We start from the raw sequence: 17,175 nt of genomic DNA on the forward strand, positions 1-17,175 counted from the left end.
CCGAAGCCCTGTGAGGGCCTTTATGCCCGATTTTGGGCCTGCGTGCCGGAGCTGCCGCGGCTGACGGGCAGCGGTTCGGATGTATATACTCTCTCGGTACGGTTTTGCAGCGAGCCGTTGGATTGTTCTTCGATCCGGCCGCTGCCGTATCCGCCATTTGCCGCGGTGGGAGCGCCGCCGGGTCGTCTTGACCTGAGTGAAACGGCACAACAGACAAGTGGTCAGCGAGTCAACCGCAAATTCAATAAACCAGCAGCTGCAGGAACTGGTGCTCCGCAGCTCCGACGTCGAGGACTTCCTCTGCGAGCTCGCTAGGGTGTCCGCGCGCAGCCTGTCCGAGCCCGGGGACGAGATCCTGTGCGGCATCACCCTTCTGCGGCAAAGGAAGGCGGCCACCGTCGCCAGCAGCAGCCCCGCCGCGCAGGCCATGGACGAAATCCAGTACACCTTCGGGGACGGCCCTTGCATGACGGCTTCCCGGGAACAGGAAACCGTCCACGTTGAGGACCTTGATCTCGATGGTCGCTGGCCGCAGTACGCCGCGATGGTGCGCGGACATGGCTTCCGGTCCATTCTGGCGCTGCCGTTCCTGCTCGAAGGCGAAACCCAGGCCGCCTTGAACCTGTATTCGCACCGTCCGGGCCGGTTCGATGACCGTGCCACGGAACTGGCCCGTGACTTCGTCCACCAGACATCCATGGCCCTGCGGCTCGCGGTCCGGTTCGCGCACAGCAGCGAGACGGCCGCCGACCTCAAGGCCAGCCTGGAAACGCGGACCGCTATCGACGTTGCCGTCGGCATCATCATGGCGCAGAACCGTTGCAGCCAGGATGAAGCGTTCGAGCTCCTGAAGTCGGCGTCCAGCGCCCGGAACATCAAGCTCCACGTCGTCGCGGCCGGGGTGGTCGAGGCACTCGGCCAGGGTCCCACCCGGACCCACTTCGAGGTCTAACCCGGACCAGGACCAACCTGTGCGGTCAGACCCGGTTTCCCGGCCTGGAGCTGGGGCAGCCGGCGCAGGGAGCGGTGTGGCGCGCCGATTCCATTGATGAGCACGAGGGCGGGAGCGGACCCGCCGGCCGTTTCGCGCGAGGCGAAGACGTGGCCGGCGTGGCCCGCCGCCTGCGGCTCAGGTGTCCGGCTTGTCCCGCTTGTCCCGCTCTTCGAACTCCTCGTCGAGGTCATAGTGCCGGAATTCCGTCTCCGGATTCGGCTCCCCCTCCACCACGTACTCATAGTCCAGCTGGCGCTCGACTTGGCTGTCGAGGACCTGAAGATCCTTGTCCGCGACCTTGCTGAGGTCTTCCGGGAATTCATCTTCCGGGCTGAGGTGCAGCTTCTCGGTCATTGCATGCCTCTCTGGGCCAGGGGACTGACTCGTGCCCGCACTGTCCTGGCTGCATTCAGGATAGCCCCAACGAGCCAGGGGCGCGCCGGCGTCAGCCCTTCCCTAGGCGGGCTCGGAACCGACGTTCACCAGCCAGTCCACGCCGAACCTGTCCTTGCACATCCCGAAGATATCGCCCCACGGTGCCTTTTCGAGCGGCATCGCGATGGTGCCACCCTCGGCCAGCTTGTCGAAGTAGCCACGGAGCTCGGCTTCGTCGGACCCGCTAAGGGACACGGAAATGTTGGTGCCGGGGGTGTAGTCCATGCTGTTGGGCGTGTCGGCTCCCATGAGCACCATGCCGCCGTCCGTCCGGAGCTGGGCATGCATGATCTTTTCCTGCTCCGCCGGGTCCTCGCTGGCGTGGTACTCGGCGAACGTACTCATGGTCAGTTCCCCGCCGAATACCGACTGGTAGAAGGTCATGGCGTCCTTCGCGCTGTCGCGGAAGCCGAGGTAGGGATTGAGCGTAGTCATGTCCGAAACTCCTTGCTGCTTGGGGGCGCCGGCCGGTGCGGCAACGACGACGGTGCACGTTACAGGGCATATCCTGCCGCAAAACCGGCAGCATGGGTAGGTGCCCGGCAGGGGAACAAGGCGAGAGAATGCGGCGGCGTTTGCGCACCGCCGTCGGCCGCTGTGACGAGCGGAAAGTGGCTACGGCGTCTGGCCGGCGTGTTCGCCTTCGGCGATTTCCTCAAGGAGCTTGGCGTTGAAGGCCGTGAGGTCACGCGGGCTGCGGCTGGTCACCAGGCCCTGGTCCACCACGACTTGCTCGTCGGTCCAGTTCGCGCCGGCGTTCTTGAGGTCCGTCTGGAGCGTGTGATACGAGGTCACGTTCCGGCCGCTGACCACGCCTGCGTCGATGAGCAGCCACGGGCCGTGGCAGATGGAGGCGACGGGCTTGTGCTGTTCGAAGAAGGACCGGGTAAACGCCTGAGCGTCCTTGTCGACGCGGAGGTGATCGGCGTTGATTACGCCGCCGGGGATGACGAGGGCGTGGAAATCGGCGGCGTCGGCCCGCGCCACGGCGAGGTCGACGGCGAAGGTCTGGCCCTTTTCGGTGCCGTTGTAGCCTTGCAGCTTTCCGCTCTTCGGCGAGACCAGGGTTGGCACGCCGCCGGCTTCCTTCACGGCATCCCACGGGCTGGTCAGTTCCACCTGCTCCACACCATCTGTGAGCAGGAACGCGACCTTCTTGCCCGAAATATTGTGCTCTGACATGTGTCCTCCTCGTTCCGGGGCGCGGTCCGGGCAGCATTCGTCCGTGCCCGGCGCCAGCGCAGACTCTCACTTGGCTTGCAGTTCAACTCTAGGAACCCGCCAAGTCATAAGCAAGCTGATGATGCGCTGCGGGGACCCGCCGGCACCGGGCGTGAAGCTGAGAGAATGGGCCAATGGAAGTTGCTCTCGGGCTGCTGGCCCTCGTCGCCATTGTCTGCGCCTGCAGCGCGCTGGGGCACAAGATCAACGTCTCCGCCCCGCTCTTACTGGTGCTGGCCGGGGTTGTGTGTTCCTTCCTCCCGTTTGTCCCGACCATCGAACTGAACCCCGAACTCGTTATGGTCGGGCTGTTGCCGCCGCTGCTCTACGCAGCCGCGCTGCAGACCTCGCTGTTCGATTTCGGTTCCAACCGCCGCTCCATCGGCCTGCTGTCGGTGGGCTACGTCATCTTCGGCACCATCGGCATCGGGCTGGTGGTCGCCTGGCTGTTTCCCGAGATCCCGCTGGCAGCTGCCATTGCCCTGGGTGCCGTCGTCGCACCGCCGGACGCCGTGGCCGCGACCGCCATTGCGCGAAAGGTGGGCATGCCCCGGAGGATTGTCACCATCTTGGAGGGCGAATCGCTGGTCAACGACGCCACGGCGCTTATCTGCCTGCGCGCCGCCATCGCTGCCATCGCCGGAACCGTTTCCGCGGCGGAGGTCGCCGGCGGTTTCCTCCTTGCGGCCGGCGGGGGCCTGGTGGTGGGTGTCGCCGCCGCCTTCGTGCTCACGGCGCTCCGCAAGCGGATCCGCAACGTGGCCATCAACACTTCCACGTCGCTGATCGCCCCGCTCGTGGCCTACCTCCCTGCGGAAGCAATCCACGCCTCCGGCGTGCTGGCCGTCGTCGTCACCGGGCTGATCATGGGGACCAAGGCGCCGTCCATGCCGAACGGGGCCGCCCGGCTGAGCCAGCGCAGCAATTGGCACACGGTCCAGTTCCTGCTGGAAAATTCTGTCTTCCTCCTGATCGGGCTGCAGGTCCGGACCATCATCGAGGGCGTCCGGGATGACTCGCTGGGGCCCGAACGGATCTGGCTCGGCTGTGCCGTGGTGCTGCTGGCCGTGCTGATCCTGCGCCCGGTCTGGGTCTTCCCGGCAACCTACCTGCCACGGCTCATCCCCGCGGTCCGGCGCAAGGATCCCGCGCCGCCCTGGCAATATGCGGCGATCGTCTCCTGGGCCGGCATGCGCGGCGTGGTGACGCTGGCCGCCGTCCTGGTCCTGCCGGCAGGTCTGGAACACCGGTCCGTCCTGATCCTGATGGCCCTCGTGGTGGTGGCCGGCACGCTGACCCTGCAGGGCTTCACGCTCCCGGCCCTCGTCCGGTGGCTGCATGTCAAGGGTCCGGACCCGCGCGAGGACGCGCTCAACGAGGCGTCGCTTATGCAGATGGCGACGGCGGCGGGCGTGCAGCGGCTCCGGGAACTGCGCTCGGACGCCGACCCGCCGGAAGTCGTGGCGATGCTGAAGCGGCGTACCCAGGAGCGCGGGCTGGCCGCGTGGGAGCGGCTGGGACGGCCGTCCGCGGAAGCCGCCACCCCCAGCCAGCGCTACGCCCAACTCCGGCTGGCCATGCTGGACGCCGAGCGCGCCAAGGTGCTCGAGCTGCGGCGCGGCGGCGGATACGCGCACGAGGTCCTGGTCAACGTCCTGGACCGCCTCGATGTCGAAGAGTCCATGCTGGACGCCGCACTGGAAGAACCGGACACGGACGGCGGCCGCGGAGGCGAGGGGATCGCCCGGCCCCTAGGAGTGTGCCCCCACCTGGAGTCCGCCCCGGATCCGGCGGTCCCGCCGGGCCCCTTCTGCGCCGCGTGCGTACGCGACGGAACGACGACCGTACACTTGCGGATGTGCCTGGAGTGCGGCAACGTGGCCTGCTGCGATTCCTCGCCGGGAACCCATGCCTACAAACACTTCCAGCTCAGCGGCCACCCCGTCATGCGCAGCGTCGAGCCGGGCGAGGACTGGCGCTGGTGCTACCCGGACGAACTCCTTGGCTAGGGCCAGGGCTCCGGACGCCGGCGCCGCGCCGCGTGCCGTAAGTCCGCGCCGAGCCCTGTTCACGGCTCCATCGCCTCCGTAGGCTGGAAGGGACCTGCTGGAAAGGGACCCTGCGAAGAGAAGGGGACCCGCCGCGGTCGGACGAAGAGAGGACACCGTGGACAACCAAGACATCCTGGAGCGCATCAAGGCCCTGGTGGAGGAAGAACACGGCCTCCGCGAAGGCTCGCAAGCCGCCGGGACCGGAGCGCCGGACATCCTCAGGCTGCAGCAAGTGGAAGAACAGCTCGATCAGTGCTGGGACCTGCTCCGCCAGCGGCGCGCCAAAAAGGACTACGGCGAGAACCCCGACGAGGCGGAGGTGCGGCCGGTCAGCGAGGTCGAGGGCTACCAGAGCTAGCCCTCGACCATGATCTGACGGGCCGGCTGGCCATGCAAATTGCGTTGCTGGGAGACGTCATGCTGGGCCGTCTGGTGAACCGGCACCTGGCAACGGCCAGGCCTGCCTATCCGTGGGGCGACACGCTGGAGCTCCTGAGGCAGGCGGACGTTCGCATTGCCAACCTGGAGTGCGTCCTGGCGTCCGGCGGCGGCCCCGAGCCTGGCAAGATCTTCCACTTCCGCTCGGACCCGAAGAACGTGGCCAGTCTCCTCGCCGCCGGGATCGACGTCGTCTCGCTCGCCAACAACCACGTCCTGGATTTCGGCCAGGACGCGTTCCGGGAAATGCTGCCGGTCCTCGACAGCCGCGGCATCCTGCATGCCGGCGCCGGCCCGGACCTGGACGCCGCCCGCCGCCCGGCGGTGCGGCGCGTAGGCGCTGTCGCCGTCGGATTCCTTGCCTTCACGGACAACCAGCCCGACTGGGAGGCCGGCACCGCTACCCCCGGGGTCTACTACGTTCCGGTGGAGGATGCCGCCGCCGGCGGCGGCGCCCGGCGCGGCGGGGCACGATTGGACGGACTTTTGGACCTGGTCAGGCGGACCAAGGCCCGCGTCCAGTTCCTCATCGTGTCGGCCCATTGGGGCGGCAACTGGGGCTACGACGTCCCGCCCCGGCACCAGGACCTCGCCCGGGACCTCATCGAGGCCGGAGCCGACCTCGTCTTCGGCCACTCGCCCCATATTTTCCGCGGCGTCGGGATCCACCGGAACCGTCCCATTATTTACAGCGCCGGCGACTTCGTTGACGACTATGCTGTGGACCCCGTCGAGCGCAATGACCAGTCATTCGTGTTCATGCTCAACACCGACGGCGGCGCACCGCGCACGCTTCGGCTCTATCCCACGGTCATCGCCGGATTCCAGGCCCGGCTGGCCCGGGGGTCGGCGCCCGATATCGCCGCCCGGATGCAGCGGCTGAGCGGCCACCTGGGCACGCTGGGCAGCTGGAACCCGTCCGGCCGCTGCCTGGAGATTCCGCTGGACCAGAACTGAATCGGCGTAGTGGGCCAGCGGACGGACTGTTTGTCAGGCTGGTTGCTTGTCAGGCTGGTTGCTTGTCAGGCTGGTTGTTTGTCAGACTGGTTGCCGGGCCGGCGGAGACCTCCCGGTTGACGGCGGGCATGATCTCCGTGGCCAGAAGTTCAATCGACCGGGCCGTCTCGGCAAACGGTAGGCCGCCCAGGCCGATCTGGGCCAGATATCGCGTGTTCCCCAGCGTCTGGTGGATCTCCAGGAGCTTCTCGGTGATCTGCTGCGGGCTCCCGACCAGCAACCCGCCGCCCGGTTCGGTCCAGGAATCGAAGGTGGAACGGGGGAAGTGGTCTACGGGGCGTGGCATGTTTTGTTCGAAGTAGGCCCGGTAGTGGGGGTAAAACGTGTCGCGCGCCTGCTGGGACGTCGGCGCCGCGTAGAAGTGGCCGCCGGCCCCCACCGGCAGAGCGCCGGCGTCGTGACCGGCCTCGGCAGCGCTTTCGCGGTAGAGCTCAACTAGGCGGCGGAAACGGGCCGGCCCTGACAGCAGGGCGATAAACAGGGGAAGCCCCAGCCTGCCCGCCCGGGAAAAGCTCGCCGGCGTGCCGCCGACGCCCACCCAGACCGGCAGCTTCGCCTGCACCGGGCGCGGGGCGATGTCCATGCCCGGGATGCTCTGAGTCAGTCTTCCCGACCACTGCACTGTGGCGTTGTCCCGGGCGTTGTCCCGCAGTTCCAGCAGCAGGCGCAGCTTCTCATCGAACAGGGCGTCGTAGTCCTCGAGCTTGTGGCCGAACAGCGGATAGGACTCCACGAACGCGCCGCGGCCTGCAATGATCTCGGCCCGGCCGTCGGAGATCAGGTCCAGCGTGGCGAACTGCTCAAAGAGCCGCACGGGGTCCTGGGTGGAGAGCACCGTCACGGCCGTGCCCAGCCGGATATTGGATGTTTCCCGGGCGATCGCGGCCAGGACGATTTCCGGGGCCGAGAGGGCGAAGTCGCGCCGATGATGCTCCCCCAACCCCAGGAACCCGAGGCCCGCCTGATCTGCCAACTTGGCGAGATCGATGATCTCTTTCAGCCGCTGCTGCGGGGACAGCGCCATGCCGGTGCTGCTGTTGCGGGAGAGCTCACCAAAAGTGAAGATACCAAAGTCCATATTTATTGAACATTCAAGCATTTGAATTCATTCCTGGCACCAGGCGGCGGCCGTGGCGGACCTCCCGCCGAGGCAAAACGGCACCGGAAACCCGCCGCGCCGGTGCCTCACGGCCGGGGGCGCAGGAATTATCGATGGCCCGCGCCGTTCCGCTCCGTCGGCGCCGACGGCCCGCACCATGCCGGGCGGGCGCATGAGGTCCCGTTTACATTCCTGAAACATGCCGGTCACGCGAACTTCACGCCGTCGCGATTCCCGTAACGTGCCCGCAACTTTTCGCCCCACTGCCGGAAACATGGCTCCGCGACGATTGAATCCGGATCGGGGGGCCGGCGGCGACGTGTCCCGGTACGGAAGACTGACGAGAAGGGACCCCGGTGGAACTCACTGCTGGAAGTGTCTGGATGATTGTTTCGGCGGCGCTCGTTCTGCTGATGACCCCCGCACTGGGCCTCTTTTACGGCGGCATGACCAGGGCCAAGGCCTCGCTCAACATGATGATGATGAGCTTCGTCTCAATCGGGATTGTCGGCGTGGTGTGGGTCCTCTGGGGCTACTCGATGAGCACCGGGCAGGGTGTCCTCGGGGTGTTCGGCAACCCGTTCGCCAGTTTCGGCCTGAGCGGCCTCATCGGTTCGCCCGACTTGATCAAGGCCGGCTACAGCGCCACGTTTGCCATCCTCACCGTGGCCCTCATCAGCGGCGCCATCGCCGACCGCGCGAAATTCACCTCCTGGGCCCTGTTCGTTCCCATCTGGATCACCCTCGTGTACTGCCCCTTGGCCTTCATGGTCTGGGGCGGCGGCCTCATGAGTGCCGGCGGTGCCGTGAGCGCCGTCTTCGGCCAGGTCATCGACTTCGCCGGCGGCACCGTGGTGGAAATCGCGTCCGGAACCGCGGCCTTGGTTTTGGTCCTGATCCTGGGCAACCGGCATGGCTTCGGCAAGGACCCAGGCCACCGCCCCCACAACATTCCCTTCATCATGCTCGGCGCAGGCATCCTGTGGTTCGGCTGGTTCGGCTTCAACGCCGGCGCCGCCACCACCGTGGAGCAGGCCGGCTTGATCTGGGTGAACACCCTGGCCGCCCCCGCCGCAGCCATGATCAGCTGGCTGGTCGTCGAGAAGGTCCGCCACGGCCACCCCACCTCCCTGGGCGCCGCGTCCGGCGCCGTTGCCGGCCTGGTGGCGATCACGCCGTCGTGCGCCAACATCAGCCCGCTCGCCGCGCTGGGCCTGGGCTTCGTGGCCGGAGCGGCCTGTGCGGTGTTCGTGGACCTGAAGTTCAAGTTCGGCTTCGATGACTCGCTCGACGTCGTCGGCGTCCACCTCGGCGGCGGCCTGATCGGCACGCTCGCCCTGGGTTTCATTGCCCTCCCTGTGGACGGTGCAGGCGGCGGGCTGTTCTACGGCGGCGGGCTGCACCAGCTCATCGCGCAGACCGTGGCCGTCCTCATCACAGTGGCGGTGTCCGGCCTCGGGACGGCCGTGATCGGACTTACCATCCACAAGACGCTCGGGTTCCGGGTCAGCCGCGAGGACGAGCTCGCCGGAGTCGACCGGTCCGAGCATGCCGAGACCGCGTACGCGTTTGCCGAACTCGGTTTCAGCCGGTTCAACCCGTTCGGCCACCACGTCCGCACGGCGCACGCCGTCCATGCCGCGACGGCAGCCCACGCGGCCGACAGGGCGCCGGAGAACGTGCCCGCGCCGGCAAAGGAAGGCAGCCTCGTCTGAGGCAGCGGCCCAACGGCGGCACAAGTTTTCCCAAAGGTCCCGTGTGTAAGACCCGGCCGGAGGCTTAAGATATGGGCGGGGGGCACTCGAATTAGCGAACTCGCTTAATGGGAGGCCACGATGTTCAGCCAAGCCAGCCGCAAGGCGTCAGACCCGCAGCTAACATCGGTGGCGCGGGCCCCGCGCAGACACCGGGGCAGCGCCCTTCCCAGACCGGACCGACTCCGGTACCGGCGCGCACTGGCCTCGCTGACAGTCATTGCGCTGGTCTCCTGCTTCGGTCTGGCGGCGGCTGCCCCATCCTCCGCGGCTGAAACGGCGCAAAACTACATTGTGGTGCTCAAGGACGGCGTCGTGGACGCCGGAGCCACGGCTACGGCCCAGCAAAGAGCCTACGGATTCACGGCGTCGAAGGTCTACCGCAACGCTGTGAACGGCTATTCCGCCGCCCTGACCGCGTCCCAGGTGCAACGCCTCAAGGCCGACCCCAATGTCGACTTCGTCACTGCCGGCCGAACATTCCAGCAACCGCGGGATCTTGGGACCGCGGCCACCCAGGAGACACCGTTTTGGCGGAAGCGGATCGCCGGAACTAGCTCCGACGTCCGGAAGGCCCTCGACAAAGGTCCTTCGCGGATTAATGTCAACGTCGCGGTGATCGACAGCGGCATCGATGCGACCCACCCGGACCTGAACGTCAAGGGCGGCGTTGACTGCCAGTCCGGCTCGCCCGTGGACGTGAATCCTGTTGTTGATGTTTTGGGGCACGGGACATTTGTTGCGGGCGTCATCGGCGCCCGGAACAACCGCCTGGGCGTCATCGGGACCGCTCCGGGCACCCCGCTGTGGTCCGTCCGGGTGGTTGACGACGCTGGCCTGATCTCCGAGCAGAGCCTGATCTGCGCGATCGACTGGGTGACCTCGACGCAGAAGGACGATGACCCGGACAACGACATCGCCGTGGCCAACATCAGCATCGCCGGCGGCGCCCCGGACACACCCAACTGCGGCAAGGGCACGGACGCGATGCACTACGCCATCTGCCGTTCTGTCCGGGCCGGCGTCACGTACGCCGTCGCGGCCGGCAACGCCGGTGAGGACTTCGCCAACACCGTTCCGGCCACCTACGACCAGGTCCTGACCGCCACCGCCATGGGCGACTTCGACGGAAAGGCCGGTGGCGACGCCGCCCCGAACTGCGGTCCCGACGACTTTGGGAAGTACGGGCAAAAGGATGACCAGTCGGCATTCTTCTCCAACTTCGCCACCACAAGCAAGGACAAGGCCCACACAGTCTCCGGCCCCGGAGTGTGCATGCTCTCCACCTGGCCCGGCGGCTACAGCATAAGCAACGGCACCAGCTTCGCCAGCCCGGCCGTGGCAGGGTCCGTGGCCCTGTGCATCAGCCAGAAGGCCTGCACGGGTTCAGCCGAGCACGTCATGGAGCAGTACCTGGACCTGACGAAGTCGTACTCGAAGCGGCACCACGACTACGGTTTCGACGGCGATCCCATCCACCCGGTCGGGTCGCGGTACTACGGCTATCTGACGCAGACGACGAGCTTCTGACGGAACGGGCTTGAGGCCGCTGGCCGCGGGTCTGGCAGGTCTCAGGCGCGGGTCTCGGCCGCCGGTTCGCGGGTTTCAGCGGCGGGTCTCAGCCGCGGGTTTCAGCGGCGGGTTTCAGCCGCGGGTTTCAGCCCAGGAGCCGGCGCTCATAGGCGAAGGCCACCAGCTGAAGCCGCGTCCCGAGCCCCAGCTTGCCCAGCACGCTCCTGAGGTGTGTCTTGACGGTCGCCTCGGAAACGAACAGGCTTCCGGCTATCTCACCGTTGGCCAGCCCCTTGGCCGCGAGCAGGAAGACGTCCCGTTCCCGGGCCGAGAGCACTTCCAGCACGGACAGGTCCGGGCCCCCGGCCGGCACGGTCCGGGCCGCATGCTGGAACAGATCCTGGACTGATCCCGGCGCAATCACGGAGTAGCCCGAGTACACGGTCCGGATCGCGGCGAGCAGGAACTCGGGTTCCGCGCTCTTGAGCAGGTAGCCGCTGGCCCCGGCGTGCACGGCGTCGACCACCGCCTGGTCCCGGTTGAAGGTGGTCAAGGCGATGATCTTCGGCGCTCCGGTGCCTGCGGCTTCCGCCTGCTGCACGATCCGCCGCGTGGCGCCGATGCCGTCCAGGACCGGCATGCGCAGGTCCATGAGCATCACATCGGGGCACCGTTCGACGGCGAATGCCGCCGCCTGCGCGCCGTCGCCGGCTTCCCAGGACATCGCCATGTCCGGCTGGCTTTCCACCAGCATCCGGATTCCCGCACGGAACAGCGCCTGGTCATCGACGATCGCCACAGTGATGGCCGCCCCGGCATCAGCCACGGTCGCCGGCCTCCCCAAGCGACACGTCCGGGCGTGCTGCAGGACTTCCCGCGGGAACCAGGACTGGCTCCGCGCCGGTGACGGCGCCGGCGTCGGCAATCATCCTGCCGTCAATCATGGTGCCGTAGGGGATAAAGACGGTCACCCGGTACTGCTCGCCGTCGGGGCCGGCCGTCATCCAGCCCCCTGCGAGGTGGGCGCGTTCCCGCATCCCCGCGAGGCCGCGGCCCACCCGCGTTTCAGCGGCGCGGTCCGGGTTGTCCGCCGCGGCCGGGATCCCCGATGCCACATGCAGCGTCAGCCCGGGGCCGCTCCAGTCCAGGTGCAGCCGCACTGCGGTCCCCCGGCCACCGTGCTTCAGGGCGTTGGTCAGGCATTCCTGGATGATCCGGAAGACCGCGAGCTGCTGCCCGGCGGAGAGCCCCGCGGGTGCACCGGACTCGCTCTGTTCGATTGCGAGGCTGTCCTGCATGCGCGCGACCAGCGGCCCGACGTCGCTGAGCTGGGGCTGGGGCGTGACCACGCCGTCGTCGTGCACTCCCTCGATGACGCGCTGCGCGTCCACCAGGGCGCTCCGGGCCGACGTCGCGATGTTTTCCAGGGCGTTCAACACGGCCCTCGGCTGGTCCTTGCTCAGGTAGCGGGTGCCATCGGCCTGTGCCGCGATCACGGCGAGGGAATGGGCCAGGACATCGTGCAGGTCCCGGCCGATCCGCGTCCGCTCCTGCTCCACGATCAGTTCCACCTCGGCTTCGCGGAGGCTGGTCTGGGCCATGGTCCGGGCCCGGAAGAGGCTGCCGCGCTCCTCGAAGAGAGCCAGCGCCAGCCCGACGGCGGCGCATGCTGCCGCGATCAGCAGCAGCAGCGAAAAGAGCTGCCAGCCGAAGGCCCGAAACGTCCACCGGTCGCCCATGTACAGCGGCGGAAACCAACCCACGCCGGCGCTGTAACGCCACGACAGCATCAGGAATGTCATGGCGCCGGCGAACACCACATTGGCGCCGGCCGCGATGAAGCGTGTCCTGCGCCCGGCCGTCCACTGGATGAAAGCCAGTGCCACAAACGACCCGAGGTAGATGGCCCAGTGGTTGGCGTGCATCGCGGGAATGGCGTTCCCGAGCTGGCCCGCGAGCAGCCCTGCCGTGAATCCGAGCGACACATAGGGCTTCCAGGCGGCGAGGGCGATGGCCGCCGTCATGAGGATCAGCGGCCACGTCCCCTCCCATGTGTGGAGGCCTGGCCCCATTCTGCCGGCCTCGGCCACGCACCACAGCGTGAAAAAGAGAACGGCCGCCGCGGGGGCGCCCCAATGCCGCATGACTTTCAGTAGTGCTTCCATGCCTGTCACCCTATCCACGGGTGCGGGCACCAGACGGTCAAATCCGGCCGCGCTCAGCCTTTGAGCCAGAAGATTCATCTTTCGAGCCAGCCGCCGCTGGTGCGCGTAGTATGACCGCCATGACCAAGGCAGCGGTTGAGGTCTCGGCCCCCGCCGAGGCGGTGCCGTATTCAGCCCTGGACACCGTCTTCTTCGTGGTGGGCGGCATCTCGGCCGTGTGGCTGACCTCCCTGCTGGTTCAGCTGAGCTTCCAATGGGGCTGGGCCCAGGTCTGGTTCCTCTTCATCTTCTGGGGTCTGCTCGCCTATCTGGTGCTCCCCCGTCTCCACCGGATCCTGACCCGGCTCTACGTTCCGGACTACTTCATCGGCCGGGCGCGCACCAGCGACGGGCTGCTCGGCGATCCCGTGAACGTCGCCCTGCTGGGAACAGAACCGCAGATTCACGCCGTGATGCACTCCGCGGGCTGGACGCTTGCCGACGACGTGACGCTGGCCAGCAGCAGGCGAATCGTCTCCTCCACCCTCCTGCGCCGCAGCTACCTTCAGGCCCCTGTGAGTCCGCTGTTCCTGTTCGGCCGCCAGCAGGATTTTGCCTACCAGCAGGAAGTCGACGGCACCCCGGGCAAACGCCACCACGTCCGTTTCTGGCGCTGCCCGCCCGGCTGGCTGCTGCCCGGCGGGCTGACAGTCGACTGGCTGGCCGCCGGTACGTACGACCGCAGCGTCGGGCTTTCCCTGTTTACGCTCCAGATCACCCACAAGATCGACGAGCACACCGACGCCGAACGCGACCACGTCGTCGGAGCCATCACCGGGGCGGACCCCGCGGCCGGGCTCCGGGTGATTCGCGACTTTTCGACCGGCTATCACGCGCGCAACGGCGGCGGCGACACCATCATTACCGACGGCGATCTGCCGATCGTTGATCTCCGGCGGACCGCCGAGCGGGCCGCGGCGGTCCGGCCTCCGGGCGACAGGCCCCCGAGCGACAGGCCCCCGAGCGACAGCCGCAACAGGCGCCCGGCGACCACTATTGTCGGGGCGGTCTTCGTCGGTGCCCGTGCCGCGGCGGCTGCCCTGCTGGCCATGTCCATGGTGCTCTTCCGGGACGCGCACGTGAGCTCCCTGGTGCAGCCCGCAGCCGGCCCGGGCATCACGGAGGCGCAGGCGGAAATGGCCGTCACCGGCGCAACGGCGGTTGTCCTGGTCCTTGCCTTCGGCTATGTCCTGTTGGCCTGGTTTGTGTTCCTAGGCCAGAACTGTGCCCGAACCGTGGTCATGGCGTTCAGCACGGTGGCCATCGGCCTTCAGGCGTTCGATGTCTTCCATGGCGGTCCCGACATCACGCTGCAGTCCAATCTGCCTGGCCTGGCCCTGGACATCCTGCTGCTTCTGGCGCTCTCGAGTAAACGGTCCCGCGACTATGCCCTGCGCCCCCGCAAGGAACCCAAGCGGGATTCCAGCCGTCCCGGCGGCCAGGCACCGTTCTGAATCCCCACACATCGGGGAGGTCTTGACAGCCCTCTTGCTGCGGGAGCTAGATGTTCAAAAGCCGACAACCACCGCAGGATTCCCAGCAGAGGAGCGGACATGAGCGAAGACTCACAGGCGCCGGAGCGCGCCCATAGCGAGACCCCCGCCGAGGGTGATGCAACGGCTGAACCCTTTGACGACCGGGCCCATTCCCAGGACGCGGCAGAAGGCCCGGACATCGACGACGAACCGGGCACCACGCCCTAGTACATCGCCAATAGCCTCGCCGACGCACGGGCGGGACAGGGCCGTAGCTTCGCCGACGCACGAGTTCGCCGGAAACGTGCGAGCTCGCCGGAACTTTCCGGCGAGCTCGCAGGTTTCCGGCGAATTCGGCCGGGTTTGGTTCAGCCAGTGCCCTGACGGTCCCGGGCGCACACAGCCGGTGACGGGCGAAATATCTCCGCCTGCCTGCGTGTTGGCCCCGACATGACAACAATCGGAATCATCGGTGCAGGACACATTGGCGGCCAGCTCGCGCGCAAGGCCGTGGAGCTCGGCTACGACGTCGTGATCAGCAACTCGCGGGGGCCGGGAACCCTGGTGGACCTCGTCGCCGAACTGGGGCCCAAAGCCCGGGCCGCAACGCCGGCCGAAGCGGCAGCTGCCGGCGACTTCGCCGTCGTCAGCGTGCCGCTTAGAAGCATCCAGGACGTGCCCGTGGAGCCGCTGGCGGGCAAGGTCGTCCTCGACACCAACAACTACTACTGGGAAAGGGACGGGCATTTTCCCGCCCTGGATACCGGCGAGGCCACCACCTCTGGCCTGCTGCAGGAGCACCTGCCTCAGTCCAAAGTGGCCAAGGCCTTCAACCACATCAGGTCCTCCCAGATCACCACGGACGGCGCACCGGCCGGCACACCCAACCGCCGGGCCCTTGCCACGGCGAGCGATTTCCCGGAAGCGGCTGAGCTTGCGACCAGGCTCTATGACGAATTCGGCTTCGACACCGTCAATATGGGCCCGCTGTCCGAAAGCTGGCGCACGGAACGGGACCGCCCTGCCTACGTGATCCGGCAGAACGCGGCCGAGCTGGCCGAGAACCTGGCCAAGGCCCCGCGCACCATCTGACTCTCCCGACGCCGGCCCAGCCGCCACGCCCTGTCGATCCCAGCCCCGCCCCGCCCACCGCCCGAACTCGCCGGAATCCTGCGAACTCGCCGGAACTTTCCGGCGAGCGGGCAGGTTTCCGGCGAATTCGGCCGGGCTTGGGCCGGCGGCATAGTCCGCTAGGTCAGCTCTGGACGGCGGGCTCGAGCTTGAGCATCTTGGCGATGACGTAGTCGAGCTCGGAGTCGTCGAAGATCTTCTTCCAGTCGTCCTTGATGATGGTGTCCTTGCCGTACTGGATGGCGATTTCGCAGGCCTCGGAGAACGGGTTGGATCCGCGCAGGGCGTTGGTCAGGGCGATCTGGACGTGCCCGAACAGCATGGCCTTGGCGGCCTCCTCCGGGACGCCGGCGGTGTGCACGGTCTCGTGCAGGGCTTCCTTGAGCAGGGTGCCGATCATGCAGGCGACGGTCTCCACGAGGGTGGGCTCGAGGATGGCGAGCTGCTTGACGGTGACCCAGTGGACGTCGATCACCGGGGCGTAAATGACCTTGATGGTGGCCTCGGCGGCGGTGCGGGCGGCCTCGGTGGCGTCCTCGTCGATCGCGGCAACCACGTTCTGCGGGGCGCCCTGGCCGCCGAAGGTGTCGGCCCATTCTTCCTTGGTGGTGCGCTCGAGGAACACCGAGGGGTGGCACGGGTGGGCCACGGCCTGGACGACGTCGTCGCGCTTGGCGAGCAGGCCGGCGTAGGCGGCGGCCGGGTCGAGGGTGAGCAGGATGGCGCCGGACTTCATCTGGGGAACTACGCCGTGGGACACGACACCCAGGACGGTGTCCGGGACGGCGAGGATCACGACGTCGGCGTCCTTGATGGCGTCCTCGGTGGTGCTGATGTCCCGGCCTTCGGCGCGGACGCGGTCCTGGCCGGCCGGCGAGTTTTCGCTGTAGAAGACGGTGTGGGCGCTCTTCTGGAGGTTGGCTGAAACACGCAGCCCCATTTTGCCTCCGGCTCCGATGACGGCGACGGTCAATTGTTCTGCTGACATTTCAGTTACTCCTTAGGAAATCGAGGCTTTGCTGGGTCCACTGCTTTTCGAGGCGGATGGTCTCTTCTTCGGAGGCCTGCCACGGCAGCCAGTGCTCGATGATCTGGTTGATATTTCTTTCTTTGGGCTGCAGCTTCCGGGCCATGTAGGCATAGTCCAGGAGGCCTTCGCCGAGGGGAGCGCCGGAATAGGTAAACCCGACCCACCCCTCCTTGCGGCTGAACGCAAAGTCTTTGATGTGCATGTTCAGGACATACGGCGTGACGGCGTCAATCACCTCGCGCGGGGATTCCAGCGCCGCCACGGTGTTGGCGGGATCGCTGCAAATGCCCAGGGAGGGGCTGTTCACCCGGGCGATGACGTCCAGGACGCGGGAGGTGGGGACCTGTTCGTAGGTCTCCACGGCGATCTTCACCCCGGCCGCCTCGAACTCGGGCAGGACCCCGGTGAAGACGGCCACGGCCTCGTCCGCGTCCGGGGTGTGGCCCGGGACGTTGAACATGGTCCGCAAAAGCGGCGCGCCCAGGATCCCGGCGATCCGCAGGAACTTCCGCAGATGCTCCGGCCGGATGCCCTTGGTGCCGAGCTCCAGGGAGATCCCCAGGGCATCGGCCGTGGCCCGCACGGCTTCCAGTTCGGCGTCCGTCATGGTTTCCAGCGGGGCGTAGTCGCAGATCTGGAAGAGGTCCACGCCCAGGGCTGCAGTCTCGGCCAGTGCTTCGTGGAGGGTCAGGGGTGCGGCGACCCGGTCCGAGAGCTGCCAGAAGAAGGCGTAGCTGCTGAGCCCGATTCTTGAACGGATTCCTGAATCCTGGCCGATGCTCGAGCCCTCGCCAATGCTGGAACTGAGCCTTGT

General features: G+C 67.3%; 17 protein-coding genes. 9 read left to right on the plus strand and 8 right to left on the minus strand.

Annotated elements, in window-relative coordinates; translation table 11 throughout:
* The first annotated feature begins 217 nt into the window (after nucleotides 1–217).
* The gene (locus MRBLAR12_RS05235; protein ID WP_364744064.1) at nucleotides 218–952 is read left to right on the plus strand and encodes a GAF and ANTAR domain-containing protein; all 735 of its coding nucleotides are present in this window, start codon (nucleotides 218–220) and stop codon (nucleotides 950–952) included.
* 177 nt (nucleotides 953–1,129) lie between these two features.
* On the opposite strand, the gene MRBLAR12_RS05240 is transcribed toward MRBLAR12_RS05235, so the two are convergent.
* From MRBLAR12_RS05240 to MRBLAR12_RS05250, 3 genes are all read right to left on the minus strand, one after another.
* Complete coding sequence (locus MRBLAR12_RS05240; protein WP_229994684.1) at nucleotides 1,130–1,348, minus strand: hypothetical protein; 219 nt, start codon at nucleotides 1,346–1,348, stop codon at nucleotides 1,130–1,132.
* 102 nt (nucleotides 1,349–1,450) lie between these two features.
* Complete coding sequence (locus MRBLAR12_RS05245; protein WP_364744067.1) at nucleotides 1,451–1,864, minus strand: VOC family protein; 414 nt, start codon at nucleotides 1,862–1,864, stop codon at nucleotides 1,451–1,453.
* Nucleotides 1,865–2,044: 180 nt separating this feature from the next.
* Nucleotides 2,045–2,611: a type 1 glutamine amidotransferase domain-containing protein gene (locus MRBLAR12_RS05250; protein ID WP_364744070.1), complete on the minus strand. Its 567-nt coding sequence runs from the start codon at nucleotides 2,609–2,611 to the stop codon at nucleotides 2,045–2,047.
* A 173-nt stretch (nucleotides 2,612–2,784) separates the two neighbouring features.
* On the opposite strand from MRBLAR12_RS05250, the gene MRBLAR12_RS05255 reads away from it, so the two are divergent.
* The 3 genes from MRBLAR12_RS05255 (at nucleotide 2,785) to MRBLAR12_RS05265 (ending at nucleotide 6,096) form a co-directional block, all read left to right on the plus strand.
* Nucleotides 2,785–4,659: a Na+/H+ antiporter gene (locus tag MRBLAR12_RS05255; protein WP_364744071.1), complete on the plus strand. Its 1,875-nt coding sequence runs from the start codon at nucleotides 2,785–2,787 to the stop codon at nucleotides 4,657–4,659.
* Nucleotides 4,660–4,816: 157 nt separating this feature from the next.
* Nucleotides 4,817–5,059 carry a DUF2630 family protein gene (locus tag MRBLAR12_RS05260; RefSeq protein WP_229994688.1) on the plus strand — a complete coding sequence of 81 codons (243 nt, stop codon included), beginning with the start codon at nucleotides 4,817–4,819 and terminating at the stop codon, nucleotides 5,057–5,059.
* 32 nt (nucleotides 5,060–5,091) lie between these two features.
* Nucleotides 5,092–6,096 (plus strand): CapA family protein, encoded by a 1,005-nt coding sequence (locus MRBLAR12_RS05265; protein WP_364744074.1) that lies wholly within the window; start codon nucleotides 5,092–5,094, stop codon nucleotides 6,094–6,096.
* 49 nt (nucleotides 6,097–6,145) lie between these two features.
* Here the strand turns inward: MRBLAR12_RS05265 and MRBLAR12_RS05270 are convergent, their stop codons facing one another.
* Nucleotides 6,146–7,234, minus strand: a complete 1,089-nt coding sequence (locus MRBLAR12_RS05270; RefSeq protein ID WP_364744076.1) for an LLM class flavin-dependent oxidoreductase — start codon at nucleotides 7,232–7,234, stop codon at nucleotides 6,146–6,148.
* Between the two features lie 377 nt (nucleotides 7,235–7,611).
* Here MRBLAR12_RS05270 and MRBLAR12_RS05275 point away from each other — a divergent pair, with 377 nt between their 5' ends.
* On the plus strand, nucleotides 7,612–8,970 hold the full coding sequence (locus tag MRBLAR12_RS05275; RefSeq protein WP_364744079.1) for an ammonium transporter: 1,359 nt from the start codon (nucleotides 7,612–7,614) through the stop codon (nucleotides 8,968–8,970).
* A 120-nt stretch (nucleotides 8,971–9,090) separates the two neighbouring features.
* Nucleotides 9,091–10,539 carry a S8 family peptidase gene (locus MRBLAR12_RS05280; protein WP_364744081.1) on the plus strand — a complete coding sequence of 483 codons (1,449 nt, stop codon included), beginning with the start codon at nucleotides 9,091–9,093 and terminating at the stop codon, nucleotides 10,537–10,539.
* A gap of 127 nt (nucleotides 10,540–10,666) precedes the next feature.
* Here the strand turns inward: MRBLAR12_RS05280 and MRBLAR12_RS05285 are convergent, their stop codons facing one another.
* Both MRBLAR12_RS05285 and MRBLAR12_RS05290 read right to left on the minus strand, forming a co-directional pair.
* Complete coding sequence (locus MRBLAR12_RS05285) at nucleotides 10,667–11,347, minus strand: response regulator transcription factor (RefSeq protein WP_364744084.1); 681 nt, start codon at nucleotides 11,345–11,347, stop codon at nucleotides 10,667–10,669.
* The gene (locus tag MRBLAR12_RS05290; RefSeq protein ID WP_364744087.1) at nucleotides 11,340–12,686 is read right to left on the minus strand and encodes a sensor histidine kinase; all 1,347 of its coding nucleotides are present in this window, start codon (nucleotides 12,684–12,686) and stop codon (nucleotides 11,340–11,342) included. Before MRBLAR12_RS05290 ends, MRBLAR12_RS05285 begins: the two co-directional genes overlap by 8 nt.
* Nucleotides 12,687–12,796: 110 nt before the next feature.
* Here MRBLAR12_RS05290 and MRBLAR12_RS05295 point away from each other — a divergent pair, with 110 nt between their 5' ends.
* The 3 genes from MRBLAR12_RS05295 (at nucleotide 12,797) to MRBLAR12_RS05305 (ending at nucleotide 15,292) form a co-directional block, all read left to right on the plus strand.
* Nucleotides 12,797–14,179, plus strand: coding sequence for an LssY C-terminal domain-containing protein (locus MRBLAR12_RS05295; protein ID WP_364744090.1), 1,383 nt, complete (start codon nucleotides 12,797–12,799; stop codon nucleotides 14,177–14,179).
* 99 nt (nucleotides 14,180–14,278) lie between these two features.
* The gene (locus tag MRBLAR12_RS05300) at nucleotides 14,279–14,428 is read left to right on the plus strand and encodes a hypothetical protein (RefSeq protein WP_364744093.1); all 150 of its coding nucleotides are present in this window, start codon (nucleotides 14,279–14,281) and stop codon (nucleotides 14,426–14,428) included.
* A 222-nt stretch (nucleotides 14,429–14,650) separates the two neighbouring features.
* On the plus strand, nucleotides 14,651–15,292 hold the full coding sequence (locus MRBLAR12_RS05305) for an NADPH-dependent F420 reductase (RefSeq protein ID WP_364744094.1): 642 nt from the start codon (nucleotides 14,651–14,653) through the stop codon (nucleotides 15,290–15,292).
* A 163-nt stretch (nucleotides 15,293–15,455) separates the two neighbouring features.
* Here the strand turns inward: MRBLAR12_RS05305 and MRBLAR12_RS05310 are convergent, their stop codons facing one another.
* Together MRBLAR12_RS05310 and MRBLAR12_RS05315 are read right to left on the minus strand one after the other, a co-directional pair.
* Nucleotides 15,456–16,319, minus strand: a complete 864-nt coding sequence (locus MRBLAR12_RS05310) for a phosphogluconate dehydrogenase C-terminal domain-containing protein (RefSeq protein WP_364744097.1) — start codon at nucleotides 16,317–16,319, stop codon at nucleotides 15,456–15,458.
* Nucleotide 16,320: 1 nt separating this feature from the next.
* Nucleotides 16,321–17,121 (minus strand): sugar phosphate isomerase/epimerase family protein, encoded by an 801-nt coding sequence (locus MRBLAR12_RS05315; RefSeq protein WP_364744260.1) that lies wholly within the window; start codon nucleotides 17,119–17,121, stop codon nucleotides 16,321–16,323.
* Between the last annotated feature and the right edge of the window lie 54 nt (nucleotides 17,122–17,175).

It is taken from the genome of Arthrobacter sp. LAR12-1-1.1 (genome assembly GCF_040676555.1).
Classification (GTDB): domain Bacteria; phylum Actinomycetota; class Actinomycetes; order Actinomycetales; family Micrococcaceae; genus Arthrobacter.